Origin of the sequence: Paenibacillus sp. MDMC362, assembly GCF_003269305.1 — a bacterium.
Classification (GTDB): Bacteria; Bacillota; Bacilli; order Paenibacillales; family Paenibacillaceae; genus Paenibacillus_AQ.
Window position 1 is genome coordinate 65,634 of the sequence record NZ_QLYT01000053.1, and the last position, 21,184, is coordinate 86,817.

At 50.1% G+C, this 21,184-nt stretch carries 23 protein-coding genes and 2 pseudogenes; 7 read left to right on the forward strand and 18 right to left on the reverse strand.

The window, feature by feature from the left end:
- Positions 1-234 precede the first annotated feature (234 nt).
- From DP091_RS24710 to DP091_RS24760, 11 genes are all read right to left on the reverse strand, one after another.
- Positions 235-1,380 carry an SGNH/GDSL hydrolase family protein gene (locus DP091_RS24710; RefSeq protein WP_373456950.1) on the reverse strand — a complete coding sequence of 382 codons (1,146 nt, stop codon included), beginning with the start codon at positions 1,378-1,380 and terminating at the stop codon, positions 235-237.
- Positions 1,381-1,452: 72 nt separating this feature from the next.
- Positions 1,453-2,868, reverse strand: a complete 1,416-nt coding sequence (locus tag DP091_RS24715) for a radical SAM protein (protein ID WP_113060746.1) — start codon at positions 2,866-2,868, stop codon at positions 1,453-1,455.
- A gap of 17 nt (positions 2,869-2,885) precedes the next feature.
- On the reverse strand, positions 2,886-3,674 hold the full coding sequence (locus DP091_RS24720; protein WP_113060747.1) for a prolipoprotein diacylglyceryl transferase family protein: 789 nt from the start codon (positions 3,672-3,674) through the stop codon (positions 2,886-2,888).
- 69 nt (positions 3,675-3,743) lie between these two features.
- On the reverse strand, positions 3,744-4,007 hold the full coding sequence (locus tag DP091_RS24725) for a B-box zinc finger protein (RefSeq protein ID WP_113060748.1): 264 nt from the start codon (positions 4,005-4,007) through the stop codon (positions 3,744-3,746).
- A gap of 223 nt (positions 4,008-4,230) precedes the next feature.
- Complete coding sequence (locus DP091_RS24730) at positions 4,231-4,677, reverse strand: VOC family protein (RefSeq protein ID WP_113060749.1); 447 nt, start codon at positions 4,675-4,677, stop codon at positions 4,231-4,233.
- A 79-nt stretch (positions 4,678-4,756) separates the two neighbouring features.
- Complete coding sequence (locus DP091_RS24735; RefSeq protein ID WP_113060750.1) at positions 4,757-5,686, reverse strand: sigma-70 family RNA polymerase sigma factor; 930 nt, start codon at positions 5,684-5,686, stop codon at positions 4,757-4,759.
- Positions 5,683-6,291: a DUF2087 domain-containing protein gene (locus tag DP091_RS24740; RefSeq protein WP_113060751.1), complete on the reverse strand. Its 609-nt coding sequence runs from the start codon at positions 6,289-6,291 to the stop codon at positions 5,683-5,685. Before DP091_RS24740 ends, DP091_RS24735 begins: the two co-directional genes overlap by 4 nt.
- Positions 6,292-6,508: 217 nt before the next feature.
- Positions 6,509-6,697: a hypothetical protein gene (locus DP091_RS32050; RefSeq protein WP_074961888.1), complete on the reverse strand. Its 189-nt coding sequence runs from the start codon at positions 6,695-6,697 to the stop codon at positions 6,509-6,511.
- Between the two features lie 215 nt (positions 6,698-6,912).
- Complete coding sequence (locus DP091_RS24750) at positions 6,913-7,455, reverse strand: histidine phosphatase family protein (protein WP_113060752.1); 543 nt, start codon at positions 7,453-7,455, stop codon at positions 6,913-6,915.
- 16 nt (positions 7,456-7,471) lie between these two features.
- The gene (locus tag DP091_RS24755; RefSeq protein ID WP_113060798.1) at positions 7,472-7,918 is read right to left on the reverse strand and encodes an NUDIX hydrolase; all 447 of its coding nucleotides are present in this window, start codon (positions 7,916-7,918) and stop codon (positions 7,472-7,474) included.
- A gap of 46 nt (positions 7,919-7,964) precedes the next feature.
- Positions 7,965-8,396: an NUDIX hydrolase gene (locus tag DP091_RS24760; RefSeq protein ID WP_113060753.1), complete on the reverse strand. Its 432-nt coding sequence runs from the start codon at positions 8,394-8,396 to the stop codon at positions 7,965-7,967.
- A gap of 228 nt (positions 8,397-8,624) precedes the next feature.
- Here DP091_RS24760 and DP091_RS32055 point away from each other — a divergent pair.
- Positions 8,625-8,830, forward strand: a pseudogene (locus DP091_RS32055) (MFS transporter); the annotation flags it as partial.
- 14 nt (positions 8,831-8,844) lie between these two features.
- Positions 8,845-9,216 carry an MFS transporter gene (locus tag DP091_RS32060; RefSeq protein ID WP_258394681.1) on the forward strand — a complete coding sequence of 124 codons (372 nt, stop codon included), beginning with the start codon at positions 8,845-8,847 and terminating at the stop codon, positions 9,214-9,216.
- 82 nt (positions 9,217-9,298) lie between these two features.
- Here the strand turns inward: DP091_RS32060 and DP091_RS24770 are convergent, their stop codons facing one another.
- Positions 9,299-9,544 carry a PepSY domain-containing protein gene (locus tag DP091_RS24770; RefSeq protein ID WP_113060754.1) on the reverse strand — a complete coding sequence of 82 codons (246 nt, stop codon included), beginning with the start codon at positions 9,542-9,544 and terminating at the stop codon, positions 9,299-9,301.
- Positions 9,545-9,728: 184 nt separating this feature from the next.
- On the opposite strand from DP091_RS24770, the gene DP091_RS24775 reads away from it, so the two are divergent.
- Both DP091_RS24775 and DP091_RS24780 read left to right on the forward strand, forming a co-directional pair.
- Positions 9,729-9,926 carry a hypothetical protein gene (locus tag DP091_RS24775; RefSeq protein ID WP_113060755.1) on the forward strand — a complete coding sequence of 66 codons (198 nt, stop codon included), beginning with the start codon at positions 9,729-9,731 and terminating at the stop codon, positions 9,924-9,926.
- Between the two features lie 25 nt (positions 9,927-9,951).
- Positions 9,952-10,680, forward strand: a complete 729-nt coding sequence (locus tag DP091_RS24780) for a class I SAM-dependent methyltransferase (protein ID WP_113060756.1) — start codon at positions 9,952-9,954, stop codon at positions 10,678-10,680.
- Between the two features lie 129 nt (positions 10,681-10,809).
- On the opposite strand, the gene DP091_RS24785 is transcribed toward DP091_RS24780, so the two are convergent.
- From DP091_RS24785 to DP091_RS24815, 6 genes and pseudogenes are all read right to left on the reverse strand, one after another.
- A complete protein-coding gene (locus DP091_RS24785) occupies positions 10,810-12,285 on the reverse strand; it encodes a DEAD/DEAH box helicase (RefSeq protein ID WP_113060757.1) in 1,476 nt (491 codons plus the stop codon).
- A gap of 937 nt (positions 12,286-13,222) precedes the next feature.
- Positions 13,223-13,390: pseudogene (locus tag DP091_RS32065) on the reverse strand (group II intron reverse transcriptase/maturase); the annotation flags it as partial.
- 304 nt (positions 13,391-13,694) lie between these two features.
- Positions 13,695-14,570 carry a radical SAM/SPASM domain-containing protein gene (locus DP091_RS24800; protein ID WP_113060758.1) on the reverse strand — a complete coding sequence of 292 codons (876 nt, stop codon included), beginning with the start codon at positions 14,568-14,570 and terminating at the stop codon, positions 13,695-13,697.
- Positions 14,571-14,863: 293 nt separating this feature from the next.
- The gene (locus DP091_RS24805; RefSeq protein ID WP_113060759.1) at positions 14,864-16,231 is read right to left on the reverse strand and encodes a M56 family metallopeptidase; all 1,368 of its coding nucleotides are present in this window, start codon (positions 16,229-16,231) and stop codon (positions 14,864-14,866) included.
- 8 nt (positions 16,232-16,239) lie between these two features.
- The gene (locus DP091_RS24810; protein WP_113060760.1) at positions 16,240-16,614 is read right to left on the reverse strand and encodes a BlaI/MecI/CopY family transcriptional regulator; all 375 of its coding nucleotides are present in this window, start codon (positions 16,612-16,614) and stop codon (positions 16,240-16,242) included.
- A 263-nt stretch (positions 16,615-16,877) separates the two neighbouring features.
- Positions 16,878-17,105, reverse strand: coding sequence for a glycine zipper domain-containing protein (locus DP091_RS24815; RefSeq protein WP_113060761.1), 228 nt, complete (start codon positions 17,103-17,105; stop codon positions 16,878-16,880).
- A gap of 245 nt (positions 17,106-17,350) precedes the next feature.
- Between DP091_RS24815 and DP091_RS24820 the strand changes: the two genes are divergently transcribed.
- Genes DP091_RS24820 through DP091_RS24830 form a run of 3 tightly spaced genes read left to right on the forward strand, consistent with a single transcriptional unit; the run spans position 17,351 to position 21,157 of the window.
- A complete protein-coding gene (locus DP091_RS24820) occupies positions 17,351-18,373 on the forward strand; it encodes an ABC transporter substrate-binding protein (RefSeq protein ID WP_113060762.1) in 1,023 nt (340 codons plus the stop codon).
- A gap of 22 nt (positions 18,374-18,395) precedes the next feature.
- The gene (locus tag DP091_RS24825; RefSeq protein ID WP_113060763.1) at positions 18,396-19,505 is read left to right on the forward strand and encodes an ABC transporter ATP-binding protein; all 1,110 of its coding nucleotides are present in this window, start codon (positions 18,396-18,398) and stop codon (positions 19,503-19,505) included.
- The gene (locus DP091_RS24830) at positions 19,502-21,157 is read left to right on the forward strand and encodes an ABC transporter permease (protein WP_113060764.1); all 1,656 of its coding nucleotides are present in this window, start codon (positions 19,502-19,504) and stop codon (positions 21,155-21,157) included. The genes DP091_RS24825 and DP091_RS24830 overlap by 4 nt, the downstream gene beginning before the upstream one ends.
- The last annotated feature ends 27 nt before the right edge of the window (positions 21,158-21,184 follow it).

Genomic DNA, 21,184 nt, shown 5'->3' on the forward strand with positions numbered 1-21,184 from the left:
AAGCTGCACACATCCTTTAGCATCATCGGTTAGTTATTAGTTATTTGTTATCATAACATCCCATTTATTAGGCAAACAATCAAAACTTTTTGAATTAGACAAGGGCACGGACAAAAGCCCGTTCCAACCAGGAACGGACTTTGTAACCTAATGATTCACCATATCTACGTTTCATTGCGATAATGAAACTCCATACATACACCTACATACACCGACACGCTAACGTTTGGACGGTTAACTGTTGGATCGCCCTGCTGCAGCGGCTTTATCGCCAATCGCTTGCCTTAGCACAGGCTCAAGCCCATCCGCCATCAGCTTGAAGCCGAGGTCGGTCGGATGAACCCCATCAACGGTCGTCTCCCCGGGATCGTCACCTAACCAATCCGATCCATCCACAAACGTTAGGTTACGGTCTCCGGCTTCAATCAGTTCCTGAATGAGCTCCTTCTGAAACTTTTTCCGCGCGAGCCGTCCTTCGCGAAACTCCGGCATAAATGACTCGGCTCCATGAGGGATGCGGGATACCAGGATGATGGGAACCTCGGGATGGAACTTCCGGTAAGTCTCGATATACTGCTGCAAGGTCTGCCGATAAGCTTCGGTCCCCCCGCAATTCGCCTCATAATCAATCACAAGACAGGCAGGCTCCGAGATTTGGGCGGCCAGCTCGGCAAGCTCCGGCTCTCCCTTGCCGTTCCCGGAGAAGCCCAGGTTGACAAACTCCAGATGCAGCCTGCGGCTTAAGATATTCGTGTACGACATGCCGGGCCGCGACGCGCATCCGCCTTGCGTGATGGAGGTTCCGTATACAATCACTTTTTTGGAAGAATCATAGGATTCCGGTGCCCAGACCTCCGCTTCTGGTTCAAGTCCAACCCATATCTCCTCGACGCCCTGGTATAAAGGCATGTTGAGCAGGAACGAGCGTACTTTGCGGTCCACGACAGTGAAAAGGCTGCTCTCATACTCTGCCTGACCTGGCTGGAAACGGGCGGTTCCTGCATGTTTCCATTCACCCGGCCCGCCGATATACGCATCCACGCCGCATTCCCCCGTTGGCGGCATGTGATACATGCCGGATCCTGCGGTCAGCCGTACGCGGACCGAGACGCTCCGCGAATTCGTGCGGAAGCGGATCTGGCCGCCTGATGTGCAGTTCGCTAATGCATCCACCTCCGGCACTATGGAAACATCAGGTACGGTAGGCAGCCTGCGATATTTATGTTCAACGTCGAGCCAGGCAAAGCCTGATACTCGGAGCGGCTCCTCCAATGGGGAATACCATAACCGTTCGTCCGCTCCGGCGTTATCAATCTTCATGTTCTGATCCAACTGAAACGGAGACACCTTATCAGGTTCAGGGCTATTGTTCGGCACAATGTATCACCTCCCTATGTAAGCTCGGATCGACTTTTCGTTTCATAGGCATGGAGTGCATTGCCTTAGAACAGCTTACCGGTCCCAGGCCGTGGCAACCTCTGCCTTCAGCTCCTCCAGCAGCTCTTCCTTGTCGTCCCGGTAGAACATGTTGTAGGTATCGAACGGGATCATCCGTCCGTCGGGATGCATGATGTGGACGCAGGATTTCTTGACGGAGCGGACATCGAAGTTATGGGCATCCAGGAACTGCATGATAATGACCCGGAAGACGTTGTCATAGGTAATCTGCTCCGGTACGGCGGCCAGCGGCAGACAGCAGAGCAGGCTCTTCAGGGAAAGCGCCGAGGATTGCGGCGAATGGCCCGTTGACAGCAGCTCGAACATTTTGCCCCGGATCACCGGATCCTGCTCAAACACAATCGTGTTGCTGTCGCCCTCGAGCAGGATTTCCGGGTCGATCATCCGCGTCAACGGCAGCACTTCCCCGCCCAGCTTCAAGGCGTAGCCCATAGCGAGGCAATCCGGATGGCAAGGCACCGGCAGAATGTCAGCATCCGTAAACACCTCGGACTGATCGATGATCATCCGCCGGACTTCGCTCACGGTCAGCCGGTCGGTTGCCGGATCATACCCCTCCAGCCGGCCTGCTGCCTGAATCGGCTGAATAGTCACGCCGCGCACCGCTTTTTGCTGAAGTCCGTACTGAATAATATCTCCGATCTCGCCGTCATTGAGGCCTTTCTTCAGCGTGACGACCAGCGTCGTGGATATGTTGAATTCATTCAGATGGTCGATGGCCTGCTGGCGGATGCGCCGCAGGTCGGCCCCTCTCAGCTCCTTCAGCACATGCGCCTCAAAGCTGTCGAACTGCAGGTAGATTTCGAAGCCGGGCATATATTCGGCGAGCCTCCGCGCAAAATCGCGGTCCTGGGCAATGCGGATACCGTTCGTGTTCACCATAATATGCTTGATGGGGCGGCTCTTGCACATGTCCAGGATGTCGAAGAAATCCGGATGCGTCGTCGGCTCGCCGCCGCTGATCTGCACGATGTCGGGCTCCCCCTCGTTCTCGACGATCCGGTCGAGCATGAATTCGATCTGTGCAAGCGACCTGTAGGACGTGCGATGCGGCGACGATTCCGCGAAGCAGATCGGGCACTGCAGGTTGCAGTGATCCGTGATCTCCAGCAGCGTGAGACAGCTATGCTGCTCATGGTCCGGACAGAGTCCGCAATCGTAAGGACAGCCGTAACGGATCGGCGTATTCCAAACGAGCGGCATTTCGGACGGCTTGATGAACTTTCGCGTCTGATGGTAATAATCGGCCTCGGTGGCGATCAGCACTTTTTCCGGACCGTGAACGAGGCATCTTTTGAGCATGTATATCATGCCGTTCTCCTCGATGATCTTGGCTTCCACTTTTCGGTAACAGGTCGTGCATATGCTATTTGTCAGTTCATGATACAGATAAGGCCGGTTTTTTGGCATAATCAAGACTCCTTTGGTCAGCTTGGAAGTTGGGAACCCGGCATCGAACGGCGAAACCTATTTCTGCCGCCGATCAGCCATGCATAATAGATGAGGCCCGCGATGCAGGCTAATTGAATATTGTTCAGTCCCAGGTAAGGATGCGGCGTCGGCTTGATCCAGTCGATCACCAGGCGGAACAGCAGATACCCGGCCATGAACCATTGAAACATCCGCCCGGACACATAACCCTCTCGAGTGGATCTGCCGCGGCTTTGGCGGTACAGCGGAATCAGCAGCAAGGCCAGCACGATCAGGAACAGGATCTCATACAGCTGAGTCGGGTGGCGATAAACCCCGTCACCAAAATCCACGCCCGTGAACCAGGTCGTCGGCGTACCATAGGTATGGTCATCCAGACCGGTCAGAAAACAGCCGATCCGTCCGAGTCCCAGGCCCAGCATCAGCGGGTAGACAAAATCATCGCCCGTGGAATGCTTCCATCCCACCAAGCGCTTCGTCAGCTCAACGCCGATCAATCCGCCCAGAAGACCGCCTACAATCGTCTTGCCTCCCCACAGCAGATGGAATTGGCGCAGCTGTTCCCAGGTGGCGGCCGGATCCTCCAGCCAGAATAGCAGCTTGGAGCCAATGGCCGCGCCGGCAATAATTCCAGCCAGAATCTGCAGGCTCATCAGCTTCGTCATGCCGCTTGGCCTGCGGGTCCATAAATACACGCGGAAGCCAATAAAGTAGGCCAGCGATTCAAACAGCACGTGCGGATGAATCCGCCAAGAACCCAGGTACACATAAACAGGAAACTCCATCTGTCCACTCCTTGATATCAAAAACTTGAATTGGAAAAGCAATCTAACCGGAAATAGGCAAGCGTTCTTTTAATAAGAAAACAAGATTGCACCGCAAATCGTCAGCAGCAGCAGCGCAAGGCCGCCCAAGATGGCCAGTATGGAGATGATCACGGTCACCCATACGTTCCTTTGCCGTCCCGGCATGCCGGGAGCGGAGTTCATCTCACCACAGCGATAGCGGCAGCGGCCCGTCTCCGGATTATGGCATTCCTGACACAGTGGCTTCCCGCAGCGTGTGCACTGAGCGACGGCCTCCCTCTCGGGATGATTCATGCAGCGGTAGAATTCCATCCAATCACCTCACTTGGCATTTAATCCCTATATCCCCTATTGTAAACGTTGCCCGAGAATTAGACTACCACCTACATAACGATGCTTGCCCCGTGATTATGAGTCACATTAGGAGGCGCCAGACCCAGCAGCAAAGATGACCCGGCGCGTTAACAACATAAAAAGGCAAGCCATCTGCCTTATGAAAGCCAGCGCTTGCCTATCCATTCCGGTCTTCTATCCGTCAGCTCGTGGGTGCATCCTGCCAAACATTAAACTTGTTGCCGTCCATATCCTTGAATTTGAACTGCAACCCGCAGGAACCGTGATCAACCAGCGGCTCAACCTCTGCCCCGTTCTCCCGCAGCCGTTTGTGCAGCTCGGTAATGTTCTCGACCTCGAAGGTTAACGAGAACATCTCATAGTTCTCCCCATCCCATTGGTTGGTTACAAAGTTGGCTGTTCGGTTATCGAGCGTTTCCAGCAGGAATAGCCACTGTCCGTCCCCTAGGATCAGGATAGCGCCCGTATCGTCGCATTTTCTCACAGTAAGGCCAAAGAGCTCAGAGTACCATTTTACCGCCAGCGGAAGATTCCTTACCGGGAGATAATTGCAATGAACCTTCTTTAGCAAAGGCTTGTTCACGGAGTGGAGCTTGGGCACTTCGTTTAATTGGTTGTCTGTCGTCATCCTATTCACCTCTTGTTCAATGTGGTTTCAATATATAGACGATGGAACCGGATCAATTCCGTCACGAATTCCCTATTTTTTATCCATGTTTTTCAATCGCAAGATACTTATTGCCATCAGGATCATAAAATGCCAGCCATTTGCCGAATACATCATCCTCCCGGATCGTCTCGCTTCTAACCCCCTGTTGATGCAGCTGGTGCCCTAACTGCCCAACGCTCGCTACTTCGAACGTGAGTACCGGCATGCTGGCCGGTGAGTGATGCTGACATTCGAGCAAATACAATTCCTGTCCGGATTCCAGTACCGGATTTCCATGCCTGCTGGTTTCCAGATGAAAATGGAGGATAAACCATGCGGTCGCCTGCCTCTTATCCGTGACTGGAATATAGAAATGACCGGCTCGCTTAAGGACTTGCTCCGAGACCTGCTGCTCGAAATCCCTCCCCAGGCGATGGGTATGGAAATAATGCTCGAAATCACGGGCAAGATGCTGTTTCAAAACTTCTCTGGCACGCCGTATACGGCTTTCAACTGCAGATACCGACATGTTAAGGAACTGTCCGATCTCTTTCATGGACCACTCGCTTAAATAATGCAGCACGACAACGGATTTACTCTTCTCCTCCAATTCCTGCAAGGCTCCCCAGACGGAATCATGGATCACATATTGTTCCAGCCACGGCGTGATATTGTCCGATGATGGAGCCGTTTCGTGCAGCGGGAGCGTTCGCCTGCTTCTTTTGGCAAAATCGAGGCTGGTCCGGTGCGCAATCGCATATAGCCAGCTGCCAAGCTTGGCAGGATCTTTCAGCGTATGCAGGTTACGGTAGCACTTTAAAAACGTCTCCTGTACGGCATCCTGCGCCTCGTGGAAGTCCCCCAGGACACTGTACGCAACGGATAACAGGGCGTTGGAATACTGATGGACAATCATCCGGTAAGCTTCAAAATCCCCCGCTTTAGCATCCTCTATCCGTTGCTCCGATAGCGGCGAATCCTCTTTCATGAGGATAGATCCTCCCACCGTGCCCACATCTCCTGCGGATTGAGCTCATATACCCCATTATCCCTGAACATGAAATGATGCATGATGAACTCCCGGCGAAGAGTCGCAAAGTCCTCATGGTAACCCTGAATAAACTCGTTGATTTCCTTCTCGGTGTACTTACGTCCCTTCTCAAGTCGGGATACCATATGCGTAAGCACGATGAGTTTCTTCTTCAGCTGGGCAGGGATGCTCTTCAGCTTTCCATCGGAAGTGAAAAAATTCTTCACGACAGCGTCCCTCGTCCGCTGATCGTCTTCCTCCAAGCGCTCCCTACCGCCTGCGGGCCTTACTCTCTGATAGATCAATTTCTCCGTCGCTCTTGCACTATTTTCGATAAAATAATCGTTTAGCGAAAAATAGATCGTGTTCTTATCCCTGCGCTCTTTAATCAGACTCGCTTCCCGCAGCTTCGCTGCATGGTGCGTAATCGTTGCCGGCGTGACGCCGATCTTCTCGGCCAGCACCTGTCCGTTCAATTCGCCTTCGGCTAACAGGATCAGCATTTTGATTCGCGTCGGATCTGCAAGCGCCTTATGATAACTAACCACCTTATCCAATTGCATGGATATGTTCACTCCCTACACAATTTGACGAACATCTAATTTACGTTTCATTAAATCAGATATTAACCCATCCGAATTTCAAAGTAAACCTTCAGTAACGCCTGATCCTCACAGAACGTGAAATAGCCCGCTCCATTGTTATAAAGGAGCGGGCTGCTGCATGACTCTCGTTTCTCAAGTTTCGTATTCACATGCAGTTAACCGACGAACCGCGTCTTTACACGACAGCAGCGTCGACTCTGGACTGATCGGCATTCTGGCATCTCTTGCATACCTTCAGCGCCGTGCCGTCCGACTTGTTGGCGACGTAGAGGAGCTTGATGCGAGAAGTGCTGCATACCGGGCATGTGCCGCGGCCACGTGATGGCATACTCCAGAGTGCGCGTCCCCGTTTTGTTTTGGCCATGTTTTTGTATCCCCTTTATTTCATAATCTCTCTAATGTTGTTGCGAACCCATGCACACAGCTTGTCTGCATTTCGTTTATTCTTTGTTATGAGAATTTAAACCTCAAGGCGAGCAAGCTGGATATCTGTGCAACTCCATTATAGTGGACGACCAATCGTCAAATATAGGGAATAAACGCTTATGAATTCTTTTTTACATAAGTTGTTTCAAGCCTTCATGAGGTCCATATTCGTTGTATGCCGGGTGCATCTTGCAGAAAGCTAAGACGGTATACATCAGGATTGGACAAGCCCTCCCACTCCCTGAATCCAATTCGGTTATCGTAATGCTTCAGCAGAAGTGAGATCAGGTTGCCATGCGACACGATGACAGCATTCTGGCTGGAGTTCTGCCGGATCTCCTCCACTACACGAACGGCGCGGTGCATGGCTGTACGACTTGATTCCCCGCCTTCATAACACATATCCAAATCTTCATAAGTTCGGCGAAGCATCTCCCGCCAAGCAGGCTTATTGCGACCCGATAGAATTCTCTCCGTCAATCTCTCATCCATCACAACTTCCACGCCAATGAGATCCGCCAACGGTTTTATCGTATCGCAGGCTCTACGGTAAGGGCTCGAAACAATATGATCAATCCCTTTATCCAAGAGAAACTGCGCAAGTTCAAGCGCTTGCTGAACGCCCTGCCCGGTTAACGGAGCGTCGGCAGCTTGTCCCTCCGCTTTGCAATGCCGCACAATAAATACGTTTTTCATGGAACCAGTGCCTCCTTTACAATCCAATATTACCCTTGCGCCCTTGATAGCTTCCGGACTCCGGAAATCCGTGCTGAACGATCGTCATAAACTTGTCGGAGAACCCGTAGCTTGTTAAATCTGCGATTGGGACCAAGACCACATCACCTATGGGATTGGAATCGAACTCGTTCGATGGGAGTCGGATCTCACCCTCTAAACGTTCCAGCAAAAAAGTAATATGTAACAGTGAGGGCGATGAATCTGGTTTATCACATAGATACAGAAGTTTCTTCACTTTGGTGGTCAGTCCGGTTTCCTCCACCATTTCCCGAACCATGGCTTCTTCCAGGGTTTCCCCCTGCTCTACCCTTCCTCCGGGAAGCGACCAGCCACGTTCTGCCGAAACGCTCTGTTTGACCAGTAAAATACGTTCATCTTCAATCAAAATTCCAGTGACTCTAACCTGCAACAGGTTGTTCATTACCACACCGCCAATTCGTTGGATTCTTCTTTCCATAGAAAAATACTTAAGTTAGCTTGGGCTGTGCCTCCTCCGCTCTTTGCACACTCTGCTTCGTCCACGGCGGTGCCTTCGGATGATTCATGATTTCGGACAGCGTCATCCACTGTACCGACTCGACCTCGTCCGGGCTCTTGCTGTAAGGCGTCCCCTTATCGTACTCGCACAAGAACACCATGTTGATGACAGGACGGTCATCGTCCGTTACAAAAGAAGAGCTGTAGACGTACGTGACGTTCTCCTTCACCTCGACGCCAACTTCTTCGTAAAGCTCCCGCTTCACCGTGCGCTCCAGAATATCCAGCGTGTGCCCTTCCCTGTCCACTTTGCCTCCCGGTAACGAGAGTGTTCCGCCCGCATGCTCTTCCTTAAGGCTGCGCGTAATCATCAGCCATTGCCCGTCCTTGTAGACGGCCCCTTCCACATTGACGATAAACATGAAATCCCTCCTCTAACAACCTGTTTCCTTACTTTACACGATACGGACCGTTGTTGATAAGGGGGTACGATGTTTCCGCTGATGAACCAACTTCCATTCACACAGATATTCCAACATTGTTCTCTGAATGTAACTAAGCAGCTTTAGTTGTTTTAACCTGTTGACTCTCACCTTACAGGAGACCGCAAAATAGGTCCCAGCATTGATTCTGTAAGGAGGAATATCACCATGCCAAGCTCCATCCGTTTACTACGCAACGGCTTCGTCCGAGCGATCCTGATTTCCAATGTATGCTCCCAGCTCGGATCCGAAATTTTGCGGTTCTGCTGTATGTCATGGACATGACGGGCGGGGATGCCTTCGCCATCTCCATGATTTCCGTCGCCGAATATGGACCGATCTTTCTGTTTGCGTTCATAGGGGGTTTATTCGCCGTGAACGGTTACTGATGATGGGACTAATCGTGAACGGTGCAGGCATTCTCCTGTTGGGTCTGTCGACAATCCTCTGGCTGACCATGCTCTCGCAATTCCTGATTGCGCTGCTGCAGCCGGCTATTTTTGTCGGGAACCACGCCATGGTCATGCAGCAAACGGAACAAGCCTACATCGGTCGGGTTACCGGCTTGCACACGCCGCTCATGACCGGAGCCATGCTGCTCACAATGGGATGCTCCGGCCTATTGAAGCAGGCCATGTCACTTACGTCCGTATACGCTTTGGCTGGCGCATGTTTTCTCGTTGGATTCTTGATGATTCTTCCACTTCTCTTTCATGGGAATCACACGATGTCAGGACCTGGTGAAGCAACCGAAACTTAACACTCTACACAAATACAAACCGAGCGAAACGATGATTTCAGCCGTTTCACTCGGTTTTTTTGCTTTTATAGCCTATGACGCCTTAATCCGCGTCGTCTTCTTCCTCCACCTTTAAGATTCGTCCCGATTTTGCGAGAATTTCGACTTCAAACAATCTGTTGTCGGATGTCAGAATAAATATTTCATAAACCAACACGCCATGCTCCAGATCCATATCGACATGAACGATTTGACCAGGCACACGGGCCAGTGCTATTTCTTGAGCTTGCTGCATGGAGACCCTCTGCCTGGTCATCGGCCCTGATACATGATAGTAATTTCCGTACATTCGGAAGTAACCCCCTCAATAAAAATGTCCGCTCTTGTACCATATGAGAGAGGCTGCTCCTTGGTGCCTATTGACGTGGTCTAATATTTACATTATTCAGCCGGCGCGTGGATTTATATCGGCACGGTATTTTATATCTTAAATCATGGCCTAGGTATTATTCCGGGAGGAACGTTCCGTTATAATGAACCATAAGGAAAAACGTCCCTCATTATCCCAAATACGGATTGAGGTGAGTTATGTGACAGGAAAAACCCTTGTTCATCCTGAAGGTCGAACCGTAACCTTACTCGACAGCGGCACCGACGATCAAGGGGACTATCTCACGGCTGTGTTAGGTGGATTAGCACGGCTGGCTGATCTTCTGAAGTATCGAGTGTAAGAATGATTCCAAGCAGGAGGTGCCTATGAGCTATAACGGATCCGATTTTTATGATAACGATACGAATTTCGAGAACTACATGCAGCGACGGCAAGGGCAGGAGAACGCCAACGATACATTGGAGAAGCCCGTCATCTGGCAGCTGCTGGGGGATGTCTCAGGCCAGCTCGTATTAGACCTGGGCTGCGGCGATGCCGGCTTTGGCGTGGAATTGTTGGAAAAAGGATGTGCATCGTATGTAGGAATCGAGGGTTCCCGTAATATGGTGGAAGCCGCTTCGAACAATCTCGCCGGCTGCAACGGAACCGTTGTGCACACGAGGCTCGAGGACTTTGCATATCCCCGCGATTCCTATGATCTGGTGCTCTCCAGGCTCGCCATTCATTATCTGCAGGATATCGAGCGCGTCTTTCAATGCATTTATCAGAGCTTGAAGCCGAACGGCAGGTTTGTCTTCTCCGTCGAGCATCCCGTCATTACCTCCACGCTTCAGCCGTCCGGTACCAGAACGAATTGGGTGGTGGACAACTACTTCATCGAAGGCTACCGGGAGCAGCAATGGCTCGGCGGTACCGTTCACAAGTACCATCGAACCGTCGAGGATTATTTCAGGGCGATGCAGGAAGCCGGCTTGATCGTGGAGCAGCTCAGGGAATCCAGTCCTGTGCGAGAACATTTCATACACAAGGAAACCTATGAGCGCAGGCGCAGAATTCCACTGTTCCTGTTTCTGGCGGGGAGAAAGAGCGCGTAACTCCCATTCCATTCCGAAAAAAAGCACCCTTCCACATCGCAAGTGGAACAGGGTGCTTCTTAAGTTTAGGATGATTGTCAGAAATGCCGGGAACGTCTACGCGAAATCACCAGCAATCGTCATCTCCTCTTACTGGTGTCTGCCGGCCTTGCTTCCTTTGTTGAATCCACCGGACTTGCGTTTGCGGGCTTGACCGTCCTTAGGGTTCTGAACCGCTTCCGCTTTGAACTTGCGCGCCATCTCTGAATACGGATTAAGAACAGCTTCCGCCTTCGGGTTACGTGCCGAATTCGTGCTCGATTGGCGTGCCGCGTCTGATTTCGGTTTGCGAGCCGTGTCGGTCTTTGGCTTACGGGTGGCATCGGCCTTCGGTTTAGCAGTTGGTCTAACTGCTGCTGATTTGGCTTTGCCGGGCTTGGCCGAGCCCGATTTCGGCGATCGGTCTACCTTGGCGGCTCTTAATGATCCCGACATCGGGAAGGCATGGTCCTTCACTTCGGGAATGGACTTGCCGATTAACTTCTCGATATCCCGGAGAAAAGGCACCTCGTCCACTTCGCAGAACGATATCGCCGTTCCGCTCAGTCCCGCACGCCCCGTCCGGCCAATCCGGTGAACGTAGGTTTCCGGAATGTTCGGAAGGTTAAAGTTAATGACATGCGACAGCTCGTCGATATCGATGCCTCGCGCGGCAATATCCGTAGCCACCAGTACCCGGGTCTCCCCGCTTTTGAAATTTTTGAGTGCCGTCTGGCGGCTGACCTGCGATTTATTCCCGTGAATGGCTTGAGCCGAGATGTTCACCTTCGTCAGGTCGCGCACAACCCGGTCAGCCCCGCGCTTGGTACGTGTGAAGACCAAGGCCGATACGATGGATGGATCCTTCATCAGCTCATTCAACTGCTTCTGCTTATTTCCTGTTTCCAGCAGGTACACCGATTGCTTAATCCGTTCGGCCGTTGATGAAACCGGCGTAATCTCTACTTTTACAGGGTTTTGCAATAAGGTTTTGACAAGCTGGGTAATTTCCGCAGGCATCGTAGCTGAGAAGAACAGCGTTTGTCTTTTGCTCGGCATTTTGGCAATAATTCGTTTTACGTCATGAATAAAGCCCATATCGAGCATCCGATCAGCCTCGTCCAGCACCAGAATCTCCACATGCTGGAGATCGACACGCTTCTGATTCATGAGATCCAGAAGTCTGCCTGGGGTAGCAATGAGGATGTCCGCTCCTTGCTGAAGTGCCCGCTCCTGTGTTTTTTGCGAAACGCCGCCAACAATGGCCGTCGAACGCAGCTTTGTGAACTGACTGTAGGCTTTCACGTTATCCGAAATTTGCAGGGCAAGCTCCCGGGTCGGCGACAACACCAACGCACGAATACGGCGCGTCATGCCCGGTTTAGGGGGTTGTTCGTTCAACAGCTGAATCATCGGTACCGAAAAAGCGGCGGTCTTCCCTGTTCCGGTCTGCGCGCAGCCCAGCAAATCTCTGCCGGCCAACACAGCCGGGATCGCCTGAGCCTGAATAGGCGTTGGCGTCTTGTAATTCTCCTTCGCTAAAGCCTTGAGAATCACGGGGGATATATTTAAATCTTGAAATGTCATGGGGTCTCCTTTAAGGTGAATATCTATATTGTCTCATCACGTAACATAGGGCATCTCATGATCGAGTTTCCACAAGCCGTTCCTTTACGTCGTAACATATAACGATACCATACTTCGGTATAAAAAAAGAAGCGGAATTTTTATCCGTTGGTTCATCCACAATCGCTTTTCCTTGTCCCGCTGGATTTCTAGCCTCATCTTTTTGGGAATAAGTTGGTTCTTGCCCTTTACCATTGATTCCCTCAATCTCCATTATGTTATAATGTCCGGAGAGAAGTGATTTACCAAATGCCCCGGTCTAGGATTTGGGGTTATATATAACGCTACGCTACATCAAACAAGGGGTCGAGACGTTGAAGCTTATTTCAAAGCTGTATTCTGAGTATTTAATTATCCCGCGCCCTTTCCGTTTATTGATACTATGGGGTTGGATTATATTGTTCTTAGTTACTGGGATTAAACTAGATTGGTTTTATTAACTCAGCTTTTACGTCATACCTTATCTTTTTGGAGCGTGATTTTATTTATAAATTAATCATTTTTATGGTCAAATCTTTGGCCGTTATTGTTTTTATCCTCCTATTTATGGGCATTTTCCTGCTTGGCCGATTTGTTGGTAACGTAACACCCTGGTACATAACAACTTCTTTGCTTGTATTATTGATTCTTAGATGGGTTTACATAAGAACTAAAAACAATAACATATGATGATTAATCACTTAGGTAGGACTATCGTCGTTTTTCTAACTATTAACGAGACCCCTAAATCCATTAGAAATGAGGTCAATAACATGAAAAAGATTATCTGGCCCGGAAGAACCAAGTTGGAAAACTCATCTAGTTTCGCCACTCTGGTCCTGGATGTTATCCTCTATATCCCGCGTTTGATCATGAAGCTGTTTTGAGGATTCCCCCTCGTTTGAAGCATAAAATGAGTCACTGCGCTTTTATCCCGATTCACTTTCAGCTTCAGTTTTCCTTCTACAAAGTGGGTTATCGATTTCATGACACGTTTCACCTGCCCGTTTACTTGCGACAAAGATATGACAGTCTCCGCATAGCGGACGAATCGCAACCCGCGTTTGGTGAGTTCTTTATCTAGGTCCCCACTCGTTTGTAGGCGAGTCGAAGATTGTCTCCTTCAAGCATTCGCTCCAGACAAGAACGTCATCTTTCCGCCCACGGCCACTGGAGTTTACAGAGATAGCCTTTTGGCTACTTGGGATATCGTTGTGTTCAGGCTACTCAACCGGCAATTCCCCTTGCCATTGGTTAACGGTAGGCGCTCGCCAGCCCCGTTCGGGACTTTCACCCTAGAGATGACGCCCATGCTGGGCGTACTGACATAAAAAACGATCCTCAATGAGGATCGTTTTTTATGGAGGCATTGTCCCAATGTTCTAACCCAGTTATGCCCCAAATCGCTGCCGATACCCGCATTTTCTGCATAACTCCTCAACAGCTTCCCGACGTGAAAATCCATCCACAAGATTGTTCGCCCGCTCCCCGTCAACAATCTCCGAGAAGGACTTCTGATGGATATTGCCCAAATTGATGACCCCTTCCCCATCCAGGCAGCACGGCACGACCGTCCCGTCTACCAGAATGGCCGCCTGGCTGCGAAGCGCATGGCAGAAGCCTTTGCCTTCATCCTCCGGGGCTGTCAGACTTGGCCACTGAAACTCATAATCCTGATTCAGATAGACACGGTCGGCCACCCTCACGCCACCGCCGGGTTCAACCTTTTCCTCGATCCGGTAGTCCAGGTTGAATTCCTGCTCCAAAATTTCGAGCGTCTGGCGGTTGCGGCTCTTCTCCAGGTTCGTTTGGTTGTCCTGGGTCAGATTCCACAAACGGAACGAGAAGATGACTTTATGCTCCTCCGCGGCACGAACAAAAGATAGAATCTCCCGCAAATATCCCTCACGGTCCGTGGAGCCGACATGGCCGTCAAAGCTGTGGAGCGAGAAATTCATCTGTCTTAAGGCCGGCTTGCCCAGCAGCTTATGCCGATTCTTCGCGATCAACGTGCCGTTGGTCGTAATGTTGACCTTGAACCCTTTTTCATGGCTGATATCCAGCAGCTCATCGATCTTCGGATGGAGCAGCGGCTCCCCCTTCACATGCAGATAAATATAACTCGTATGCGACTTGATCTCATCCAATCTTCTCGCAAAGTCCTCCACCTTAATGAAGTTGGCCTTGCGCTCCGTCGGCGGGCAGAACGTGCAGGCCAGATTACAGATGCTCGTGATTTCTATGTAAACTTTCTTAAATGTCTTCAAGATGTTATCCCCAATCCCATGTCTATAATCGCATGATTTGCTAGCTTAGTCGCCTACTAATCCTTCATATCGTACCATAGGCGGGCTTATACAGCTACAACTACAGATGCTATTTGAGCCATTCTGTATGAAGCCAAATTAGATTAATCGCCTGCTACTAGTTTTATCAACATTGATAAGTAGTGATACAAACCACAAAAAAAAGCACCGCCCTAATGACAGGTGCTTTTTGTAAAAATGACGGTTTCTATCTAGAATTATACTCGGCAAGAGTTCTTCGGGCGTTATAAATCTTACCGTGATGGAACTACCTGGGGGAGCTCGTGTGGATCGTCTACAGAACGAGCTGTTGGAGGAGCTGCATCTTGGTCCCCTTCACTCTCAACTACAGCTACGGGACGAGCTTCTTGCGGAGGAGCTATGACATTGCTTCCTTCATGCTCAACGACAGGTACAGGACGAGCTTCTTGTGGAGGAGCTACAACATTGCTTCCTTCATGCTCAACTACAGGTACAGGACGAGCTTCTTGTGGAGGAGCTATTACATCGTTTCGTTCATGTTCAACGACGGCTTCAGAAGGTACCGGTCTAGGGGCTGCTTCTTGTGGTTGAGCTTCTGCATGACTTTTCTCATTTCCAATGACTCTGGGCGTATGGTTAGAAGCCCATGCCGCTGCGGATGTGCTAATTGCAGCAACCAAAAACACCGCTGTTATCGTGAGATACATCGTTTTCTTTTTTTGTTTCTTTACATTCAGCATCATCATTAATCTCCTCTTTAATTGTTTGCCGTCACCGGATAAGGAGGCACAGAATTGCACGGGTAAATTCCTTGATCCTGCCATGACGCTTAAGATCGTCTCCCCATAGCGTTTTCGCTCGGCATAGGGCATCTCTTTTACGACTTCTTCATCACATGACAGCTCGCTCCATATATGAATGTCCTTGCGAAGAATGTGCACCAAAGGGTTAAACCAATGCAAGGCGCTTGCTCCGAGCGTGAACGCTTTGACCCATAAATCTTTCCGTTTCAGATGGATCAACTCATGTCGGATCACCATGTCCACGTTAACGGTATTCTCCATAGGAAGGTAAATGGTTGGTTTCCATAGGCCGACAAGAACAGGACTCCGAATGATGGAGCTGTAGGCAAGCCTGACGTTGCCTTTCACACCAAGGGCCTCCTTGATGAAGGAGAGCTGTTTGGCTGCTTCGCTGCTTATCGGAACGTTGGTACGCGTATGTTCTAATTTCTTTAAAAATCTGCGATAACAATACATCTGCCATGCAGCAAAAGCTATGGCGCCGACTGCCCATAGGACAATTAGGGAAAGTGCTATGTTTGCTGATATGGTCTGATCTCGGATGAGCGGCTCCGGATAAATCTCCGAATATGGACCGGGCAGCGCATGGTGCACAGTTGAAGGCAGCTCGTTCACGATGGGAACGGTTGCTGTTGCATTGAATGTAATAAGCGGAAAGATCCACTGAATACCAAGGACTACGGGTAAAAGATAACAGCCTGTTGCCATTTTGTTCATTCCATAACGCCACTTTGTAGGAAAGGCATGGACGGATACGATCCGCAGGACAAGCATGCTGGCTACGACGGCACTTCCAGCAGCGGTAAGGGTAAACAGCATTTCAAGAATCGTATTCATAAGCCCCCCTACTTCTGCGAAAACCATTGCTTCAGCTCTGCAATATCATCATCTGAAAGCTTTTCGCCGTCATACAAAGCTGAAATTAAATTTTTAACCGAGCCTTGATATAATCCGTCCAGGACATGCTGCGTTTCCATAAGCTTATAATCTTCAGGCGAAATGCGCGGCATATATTTATTTGTCCGCCCATCCCTCGTAGCCGTGAGTGCCCCTTTGTCCACCAAACGCGATAGGAAGGTGGAAATGGTTTGTGCCTTCCATTCTCTTCCTCTCTGGGCAAACAGAGCGAGTAATTCGGTGGATGTGACAGGCGGCGTACACTCCCAAATCACCTCCATGAGCTCCATTTCGGTATCCGATAATTTTTGTACTTGGTTCACGTTGAACACCTCTTTACGTCGTTATGCGTCCATAACGAACTTAATCACTACACGATGTAGTGATTATAACCTACTACATCACGTAGTGGTATGTCAAGCCAATGGTGTTGAAATTTACCACCACAATGAACTTATAGGGAAAATTAAAGAACCGCGCGAGAGCGCGGTTCTTATCTACAATACAGCACAAATTATCGAGGGCACCGAAATTCCTGGGGCTTCTCTTATTTGTACTCGTACAGGATGGTGCGTGTTAACGCCGTTTATTTTGAATCGTTGTCGTCATTGTCTACAGTGTCGCCAGCTTTGTTTCCCAATGCTGCGCCTGCAATACCGCCGGCAATCGTGCCGATTGGACCCAGAACGGAACCTACAGCAGCACCCACGACGCCGCCGCCAGCTGTTCCTAAAGCTTCTCCAGTTTCAATATCCATGTTGGTTGTGTCGCGGTCAGAATCAACCTTTTGATTGCGATCGTTTTTATTAGCCATCCATCTCACTCCCTCGACATTGTGATAGGAACAGCTCCATCTTGCCAGACGTTGTTCCAAGCATATCTTGCCCTAACGGAACGGAAAGAATTCTTGAAAAGGATATCGATTCATTCTCTTTCTACTCCAAAATAGGTTGCGTATTTTAGACGATGTTTGCGGATTATGGGATTATGTAAACGGTACCAAGCTTGCTACAATGAACATGCAATTACGAAATGAACTTTGTTCAAGGGGGATTATACATGAAAAAGCTGTCGATTTTACTGTTAACCTGCGTGTTGATTATGGGGGCGCTAAGCGGTTGCGGAAGCAGCGAGTCCGACTCGGCTTCGTCTAATAAACTCGTCATCTACAGTCCGAATAGCGAGGAGATCATCAAGACCATCATTCCGATGTTCGAGAAGCAGACCGGGATTACGGTTGAGCTTGTAACGGCCGGCACGGGCGAAATTATTAAGCGCTTACAGTCTGAGAAGCAAAACCCTTACGCTGACGTGATGTTCGGCGGTTCTATGGCCGGTTTCCGTGAAAATGAAGCATTATACGAGCCTTACGTATCACCTGAAGACAAGAACTTAATAGAAGGTCACCGCAATACGTCGGGCTTCGCTACTCCTTATATTTCGGATGGCAGCGTGCTGCTCGTGAACAAAAATCTGATCGGCGACATCAAAATCGAAGGCTATGCGGATTTGCTGAACCCGCAGCTCAAAGGGAAGATTGCTTCCGCTGACCCGGCAAGCTCAAGCTCCGCTTTCGCCCAGTTAACCAACATGCTGAAAGCGATGGGCGGCGATTATGAGAATGAACAAGGCTGGAACTACGTCGGTCAGCTGATCGAGAACCTGGACGGCAAAATCGCGAGCGGTTCCGGTGCTGTTCACAAAAGCGTGGCAGACGGTGAATATGTGGTCGGCCTTACCTATGAAGACCCTTCCAGCACCTATGTAAAGAACGGAGCTCCGGTAGAAATCGTATATCCAAAAGAAGGCGCGGTATTCCTGGATGCGGGATCTGCCATTATCAAAGATGCACCGCATATGGACAACGCCAAGAAATTCATCGACTTCATTCTGTCTCAAGAAGCGCAGGATGCGTTCGGCACGCAATTAACGAACCGGCCGCTCCGTCAGGATACGAAGCTTGGCGACCACATGAAGCCTTATGAAGAAATTCACATGATTGATGAAGACACGGACTATGTCAGCGAGCATAAATCCGAGATCGTTGAGCGTTATGTCGATTTGTTTACTAGCGTTAAATAAACTATAGAATCAGGTGACAACCATGAGCGTAACCATAACCATTCAAGACTTAATCAAAAAATACGGCGACACAACCGTCATTCCCGAGCTGTCCCTGGAGATTAAAAAGGGTGAATTCTTCACCCTTCTCGGGCCTTCCGGGTGCGGCAAGACGACACTGCTGCGCATGATCGCCGGCTTCAACAGCATTGAAGGCGGAACCATTCATTTTAACGAGCGCGTTATTAACCAGGTGGAACCGGGCAAGCGGAATATCGGAATGGTCTTTCAGAGCTATGCGATCTTCCCCCACTTAACCGTCAAAGGAAACATCGCGTTCGGACTGGAGAACCGAAAATTAACCAAAGCGGAGATTAACGCCAAGGTAGATGAGATCTTAAAGGTCGTTCAGATCGAGCCCTATAAAGATCGTATGCCGAAGAATCTGTCCGGCGGCCAGCAGCAGCGCGTTGCGCTAGCCAGAGCGATCGTCATCCGCCCGGATGTCCTGCTGATGGATGAGCCTCTATCCAACCTGGATGCCAAGCTTCGGGTCGATATGCGTAACGCCATTAAAGACATTCAGCGAGAAGTCGGGATTACCACCGTTTACGTTACGCACGATCAGGAGGAAGCCATGGCGGTATCCGACCGCATCGCGGTCATGAAATCCGGCGTCATTCAGCATCTCGGAACGCCACAGGAGATTTACCAGCGTCCTGCAAACGTATTCGTTGCAACCTTTATCGGCCGTACCAACATTCTCGAGGGTACTTTAACCAAATTGGCAGATAACTATGTCCTGCACTTCGGCTCCGGCTATATGGAAGAGCTGTCTAACATCGAGGTTCCGAAAACCGATGCCAAGGCTGATACGTTAAACGTTCAAATCTCGGTTCGGCCGGAAGAGTTCATTCTAACCGAGGACCAAACCGGCATGAAAGCAACGATTGTGCACAGCGTATTTCTGGGGCAGAACACCCATTATTTTGTGGACTTGTCGTCCGGTCAACGCCTGGAGATCACGCAGGAATCGAAAACGTCTCAGATCCTCGAGCCCGGCCAAGTCATCTATCTTAAAGTGAAAAAAGAGAAGATCAATGTCTATGACGCGGCAGGCGAACTGAACTATACTAGGGGCGCTCGGCTATGAGAGAGACGCGCAAACGATTTGACGTCTGGACCAACATTTCGTTACTGATCTTTGTGTTCTACATTCTTTTTCTCGCTCTGCCTTTGTTTACGATGCTGTTCAAGAGTGTGTACAACGGTACGACAGGCGATTTTTCCATCGCCTATTTCACGAAGTTTTTCAGTAAGCCCTATTATTTAAACGCGCTGTTCAACAGCGTGAAAGTCACTGTCAGCGTAACCTTGCTTGCCGCCATTATCGCAACGCCGCTGGCCTACATCATGGCAACGGTGAAGATTAAAGGCAGCTCGGCCATTCGGGTCATGATTCTGATCTCCTCAATGTCAGCTCCTTTCATTGGTGCTTACTCCTGGATCCTGCTGCTGGGCAGAAGCGGCGTCATTACGAAATTCGTTAGCAGCACATTCGGCATTACGATGCCGGATATCTACGGATTTACGGGGATCTTAGTGGTCTTAACCTTGCAGATGGTGCCTCTGATCTTCATGTATGTGTCCGGCGCACTGAAGAATATGGACCAATCGTTGATGGAAGCAGCCGAGAGCATGGGGTATACAGGCTTAGGCAAAATGCGCAAAGTGCTCCTCCCGCTCATTACGCCAACCTTGCTGGCAGGCGGCCTGCTCGTCTTCATGCGCGCGCTTGCCGATTTTGGTACGCCGATGCTGATCGGTGAGGGATACAAGACCGTGCCTGTACTGATCTTTAACGAGTTCATCAGTGAAGTCGGCGGCGATGACGGCTTTGCGGCGGCAATCAGTGTCATCGTCGTTCTGTTCGCCACCACGATATTCCTGCTGCAAAAATTCGTTGCCAATCGTAAATCCTTTACGATGAGTGCACTGCATCCGATCGAAGCCAAGAAGAAGAAGGGCATCGGCAGCATCGCGGCTCATGCCGTTATCTATCTGTATACGTTAATCGCACTGCTGCCGCAGCTCTATGTCATCTATACTTCGTTCCTGAAATCCAACGGCAGAATTTTTGTAAAGGGATTTTCGCTCCAAAGCTATCAAGAGGCTTTCAGTAATATTGGCGGCGTCATTCTGAACACGTTCTTTCTGGCCATCGTGTCGCTGGTCGCCATCATTCTGTTAGCGATACTGATTGCTTACGTAACCGTTCGCAGGAAGAATGCACTGACGAACACATTGGACATTTTCACAATGTTCCCTTATATCGTTCCCGGCTCCATACTCGGGATTGCTCTATTGATTACGTTCAACAATAAGCCGCTGGCGCTAAGCGGAACAGCCGTCATCATGATCATTTCGTTTGTCATCCGGCGGCTGCCCTATACGATTCGATCCAGCGCGGCCATTCTGCATCAGATTAACGATGGGATCGAGGAAGCGGCGATCAGTCTGGGGGCTTCCCAGATGAAGACGTTCTTCAAGATCACGCTTCCGATGATGCTGGCAGGCGTAGTCTCCGGCGCGATCTTAAGCTGGATTACCATCATAACCGAACTAAGCACCTCGATCATTCTTTATACAGGCAAGACCAAGACCGTAACGGTGGCCATCTACACCGAGGTCATCCGCGGGAACTATGGCGTGGCGGCAGCGCTGTCAACCATTCTTACCGTCATTACGGTCGTGTCGCTGCTCGTCTTCCTCAAGCTCTCCGGACAGAAGGAAGTTTCCATGTAATGTGAAGAATTCATAACGAAAGACTAC

Coding starts and splice junctions, on each gene's coding strand:
- DP091_RS24715 (WP_113060746.1), bottom strand. CDS start 2,868: ATGCCAAAAAACCGGCCTTATCTGTATCATGAACTGACAAATAGCATA.
- DP091_RS24720 (WP_113060747.1), bottom strand. CDS start 3,674: ATGGAGTTTCCTGTTTATGTGTACCTGGGTTCTTGGCGGATTCATCCG.
- DP091_RS24725 (WP_113060748.1), bottom strand. CDS start 4,007: ATGGAATTCTACCGCTGCATGAATCATCCCGAGAGGGAGGCCGTCGCT.
- DP091_RS24730 (WP_113060749.1), bottom strand. CDS start 4,677: ATGACGACAGACAACCAATTAAACGAAGTGCCCAAGCTCCACTCCGTG.
- DP091_RS24735 (WP_113060750.1), bottom strand. CDS start 5,686: ATGAAAGAGGATTCGCCGCTATCGGAGCAACGGATAGAGGATGCTAAA.
- DP091_RS24740 (WP_113060751.1), bottom strand. CDS start 6,291: ATGCAATTGGATAAGGTGGTTAGTTATCATAAGGCGCTTGCAGATCCG.
- DP091_RS32050 (WP_074961888.1), bottom strand. CDS start 6,697: ATGGCCAAAACAAAACGGGGACGCGCACTCTGGAGTATGCCATCACGT.
- DP091_RS24750 (WP_113060752.1), bottom strand. CDS start 7,455: ATGAAAAACGTATTTATTGTGCGGCATTGCAAAGCGGAGGGACAAGCT.
- DP091_RS24755 (WP_113060798.1), bottom strand. CDS start 7,918: ATGAACAACCTGTTGCAGGTTAGAGTCACTGGAATTTTGATTGAAGAT.
- DP091_RS24760 (WP_113060753.1), bottom strand. CDS start 8,396: ATGTTTATCGTCAATGTGGAAGGGGCCGTCTACAAGGACGGGCAATGG.
- DP091_RS32060 (WP_258394681.1), top strand. CDS start 8,845: ATGATGGGACTAATCGTGAACGGTGCAGGCATTCTCCTGTTGGGTCTG.
- DP091_RS24770 (WP_113060754.1), bottom strand. CDS start 9,544: ATGTACGGAAATTACTATCATGTATCAGGGCCGATGACCAGGCAGAGG.
- DP091_RS24775 (WP_113060755.1), top strand. CDS start 9,729: ATGAACCATAAGGAAAAACGTCCCTCATTATCCCAAATACGGATTGAG.
- DP091_RS24780 (WP_113060756.1), top strand. CDS start 9,952: ATGAGCTATAACGGATCCGATTTTTATGATAACGATACGAATTTCGAG.
- DP091_RS24785 (WP_113060757.1), bottom strand. CDS start 12,285: ATGACATTTCAAGATTTAAATATATCCCCCGTGATTCTCAAGGCTTTA.
- DP091_RS24805 (WP_113060759.1), bottom strand. CDS start 16,231: ATGAATACGATTCTTGAAATGCTGTTTACCCTTACCGCTGCTGGAAGT.
- DP091_RS24815 (WP_113060761.1), bottom strand. CDS start 17,105: ATGGCTAATAAAAACGATCGCAATCAAAAGGTTGATTCTGACCGCGAC.
- DP091_RS24820 (WP_113060762.1), top strand. CDS start 17,351: ATGAAAAAGCTGTCGATTTTACTGTTAACCTGCGTGTTGATTATGGGG.
- DP091_RS24825 (WP_113060763.1), top strand. CDS start 18,396: ATGAGCGTAACCATAACCATTCAAGACTTAATCAAAAAATACGGCGAC.
- DP091_RS24830 (WP_113060764.1), top strand. CDS start 19,502: ATGAGAGAGACGCGCAAACGATTTGACGTCTGGACCAACATTTCGTTA.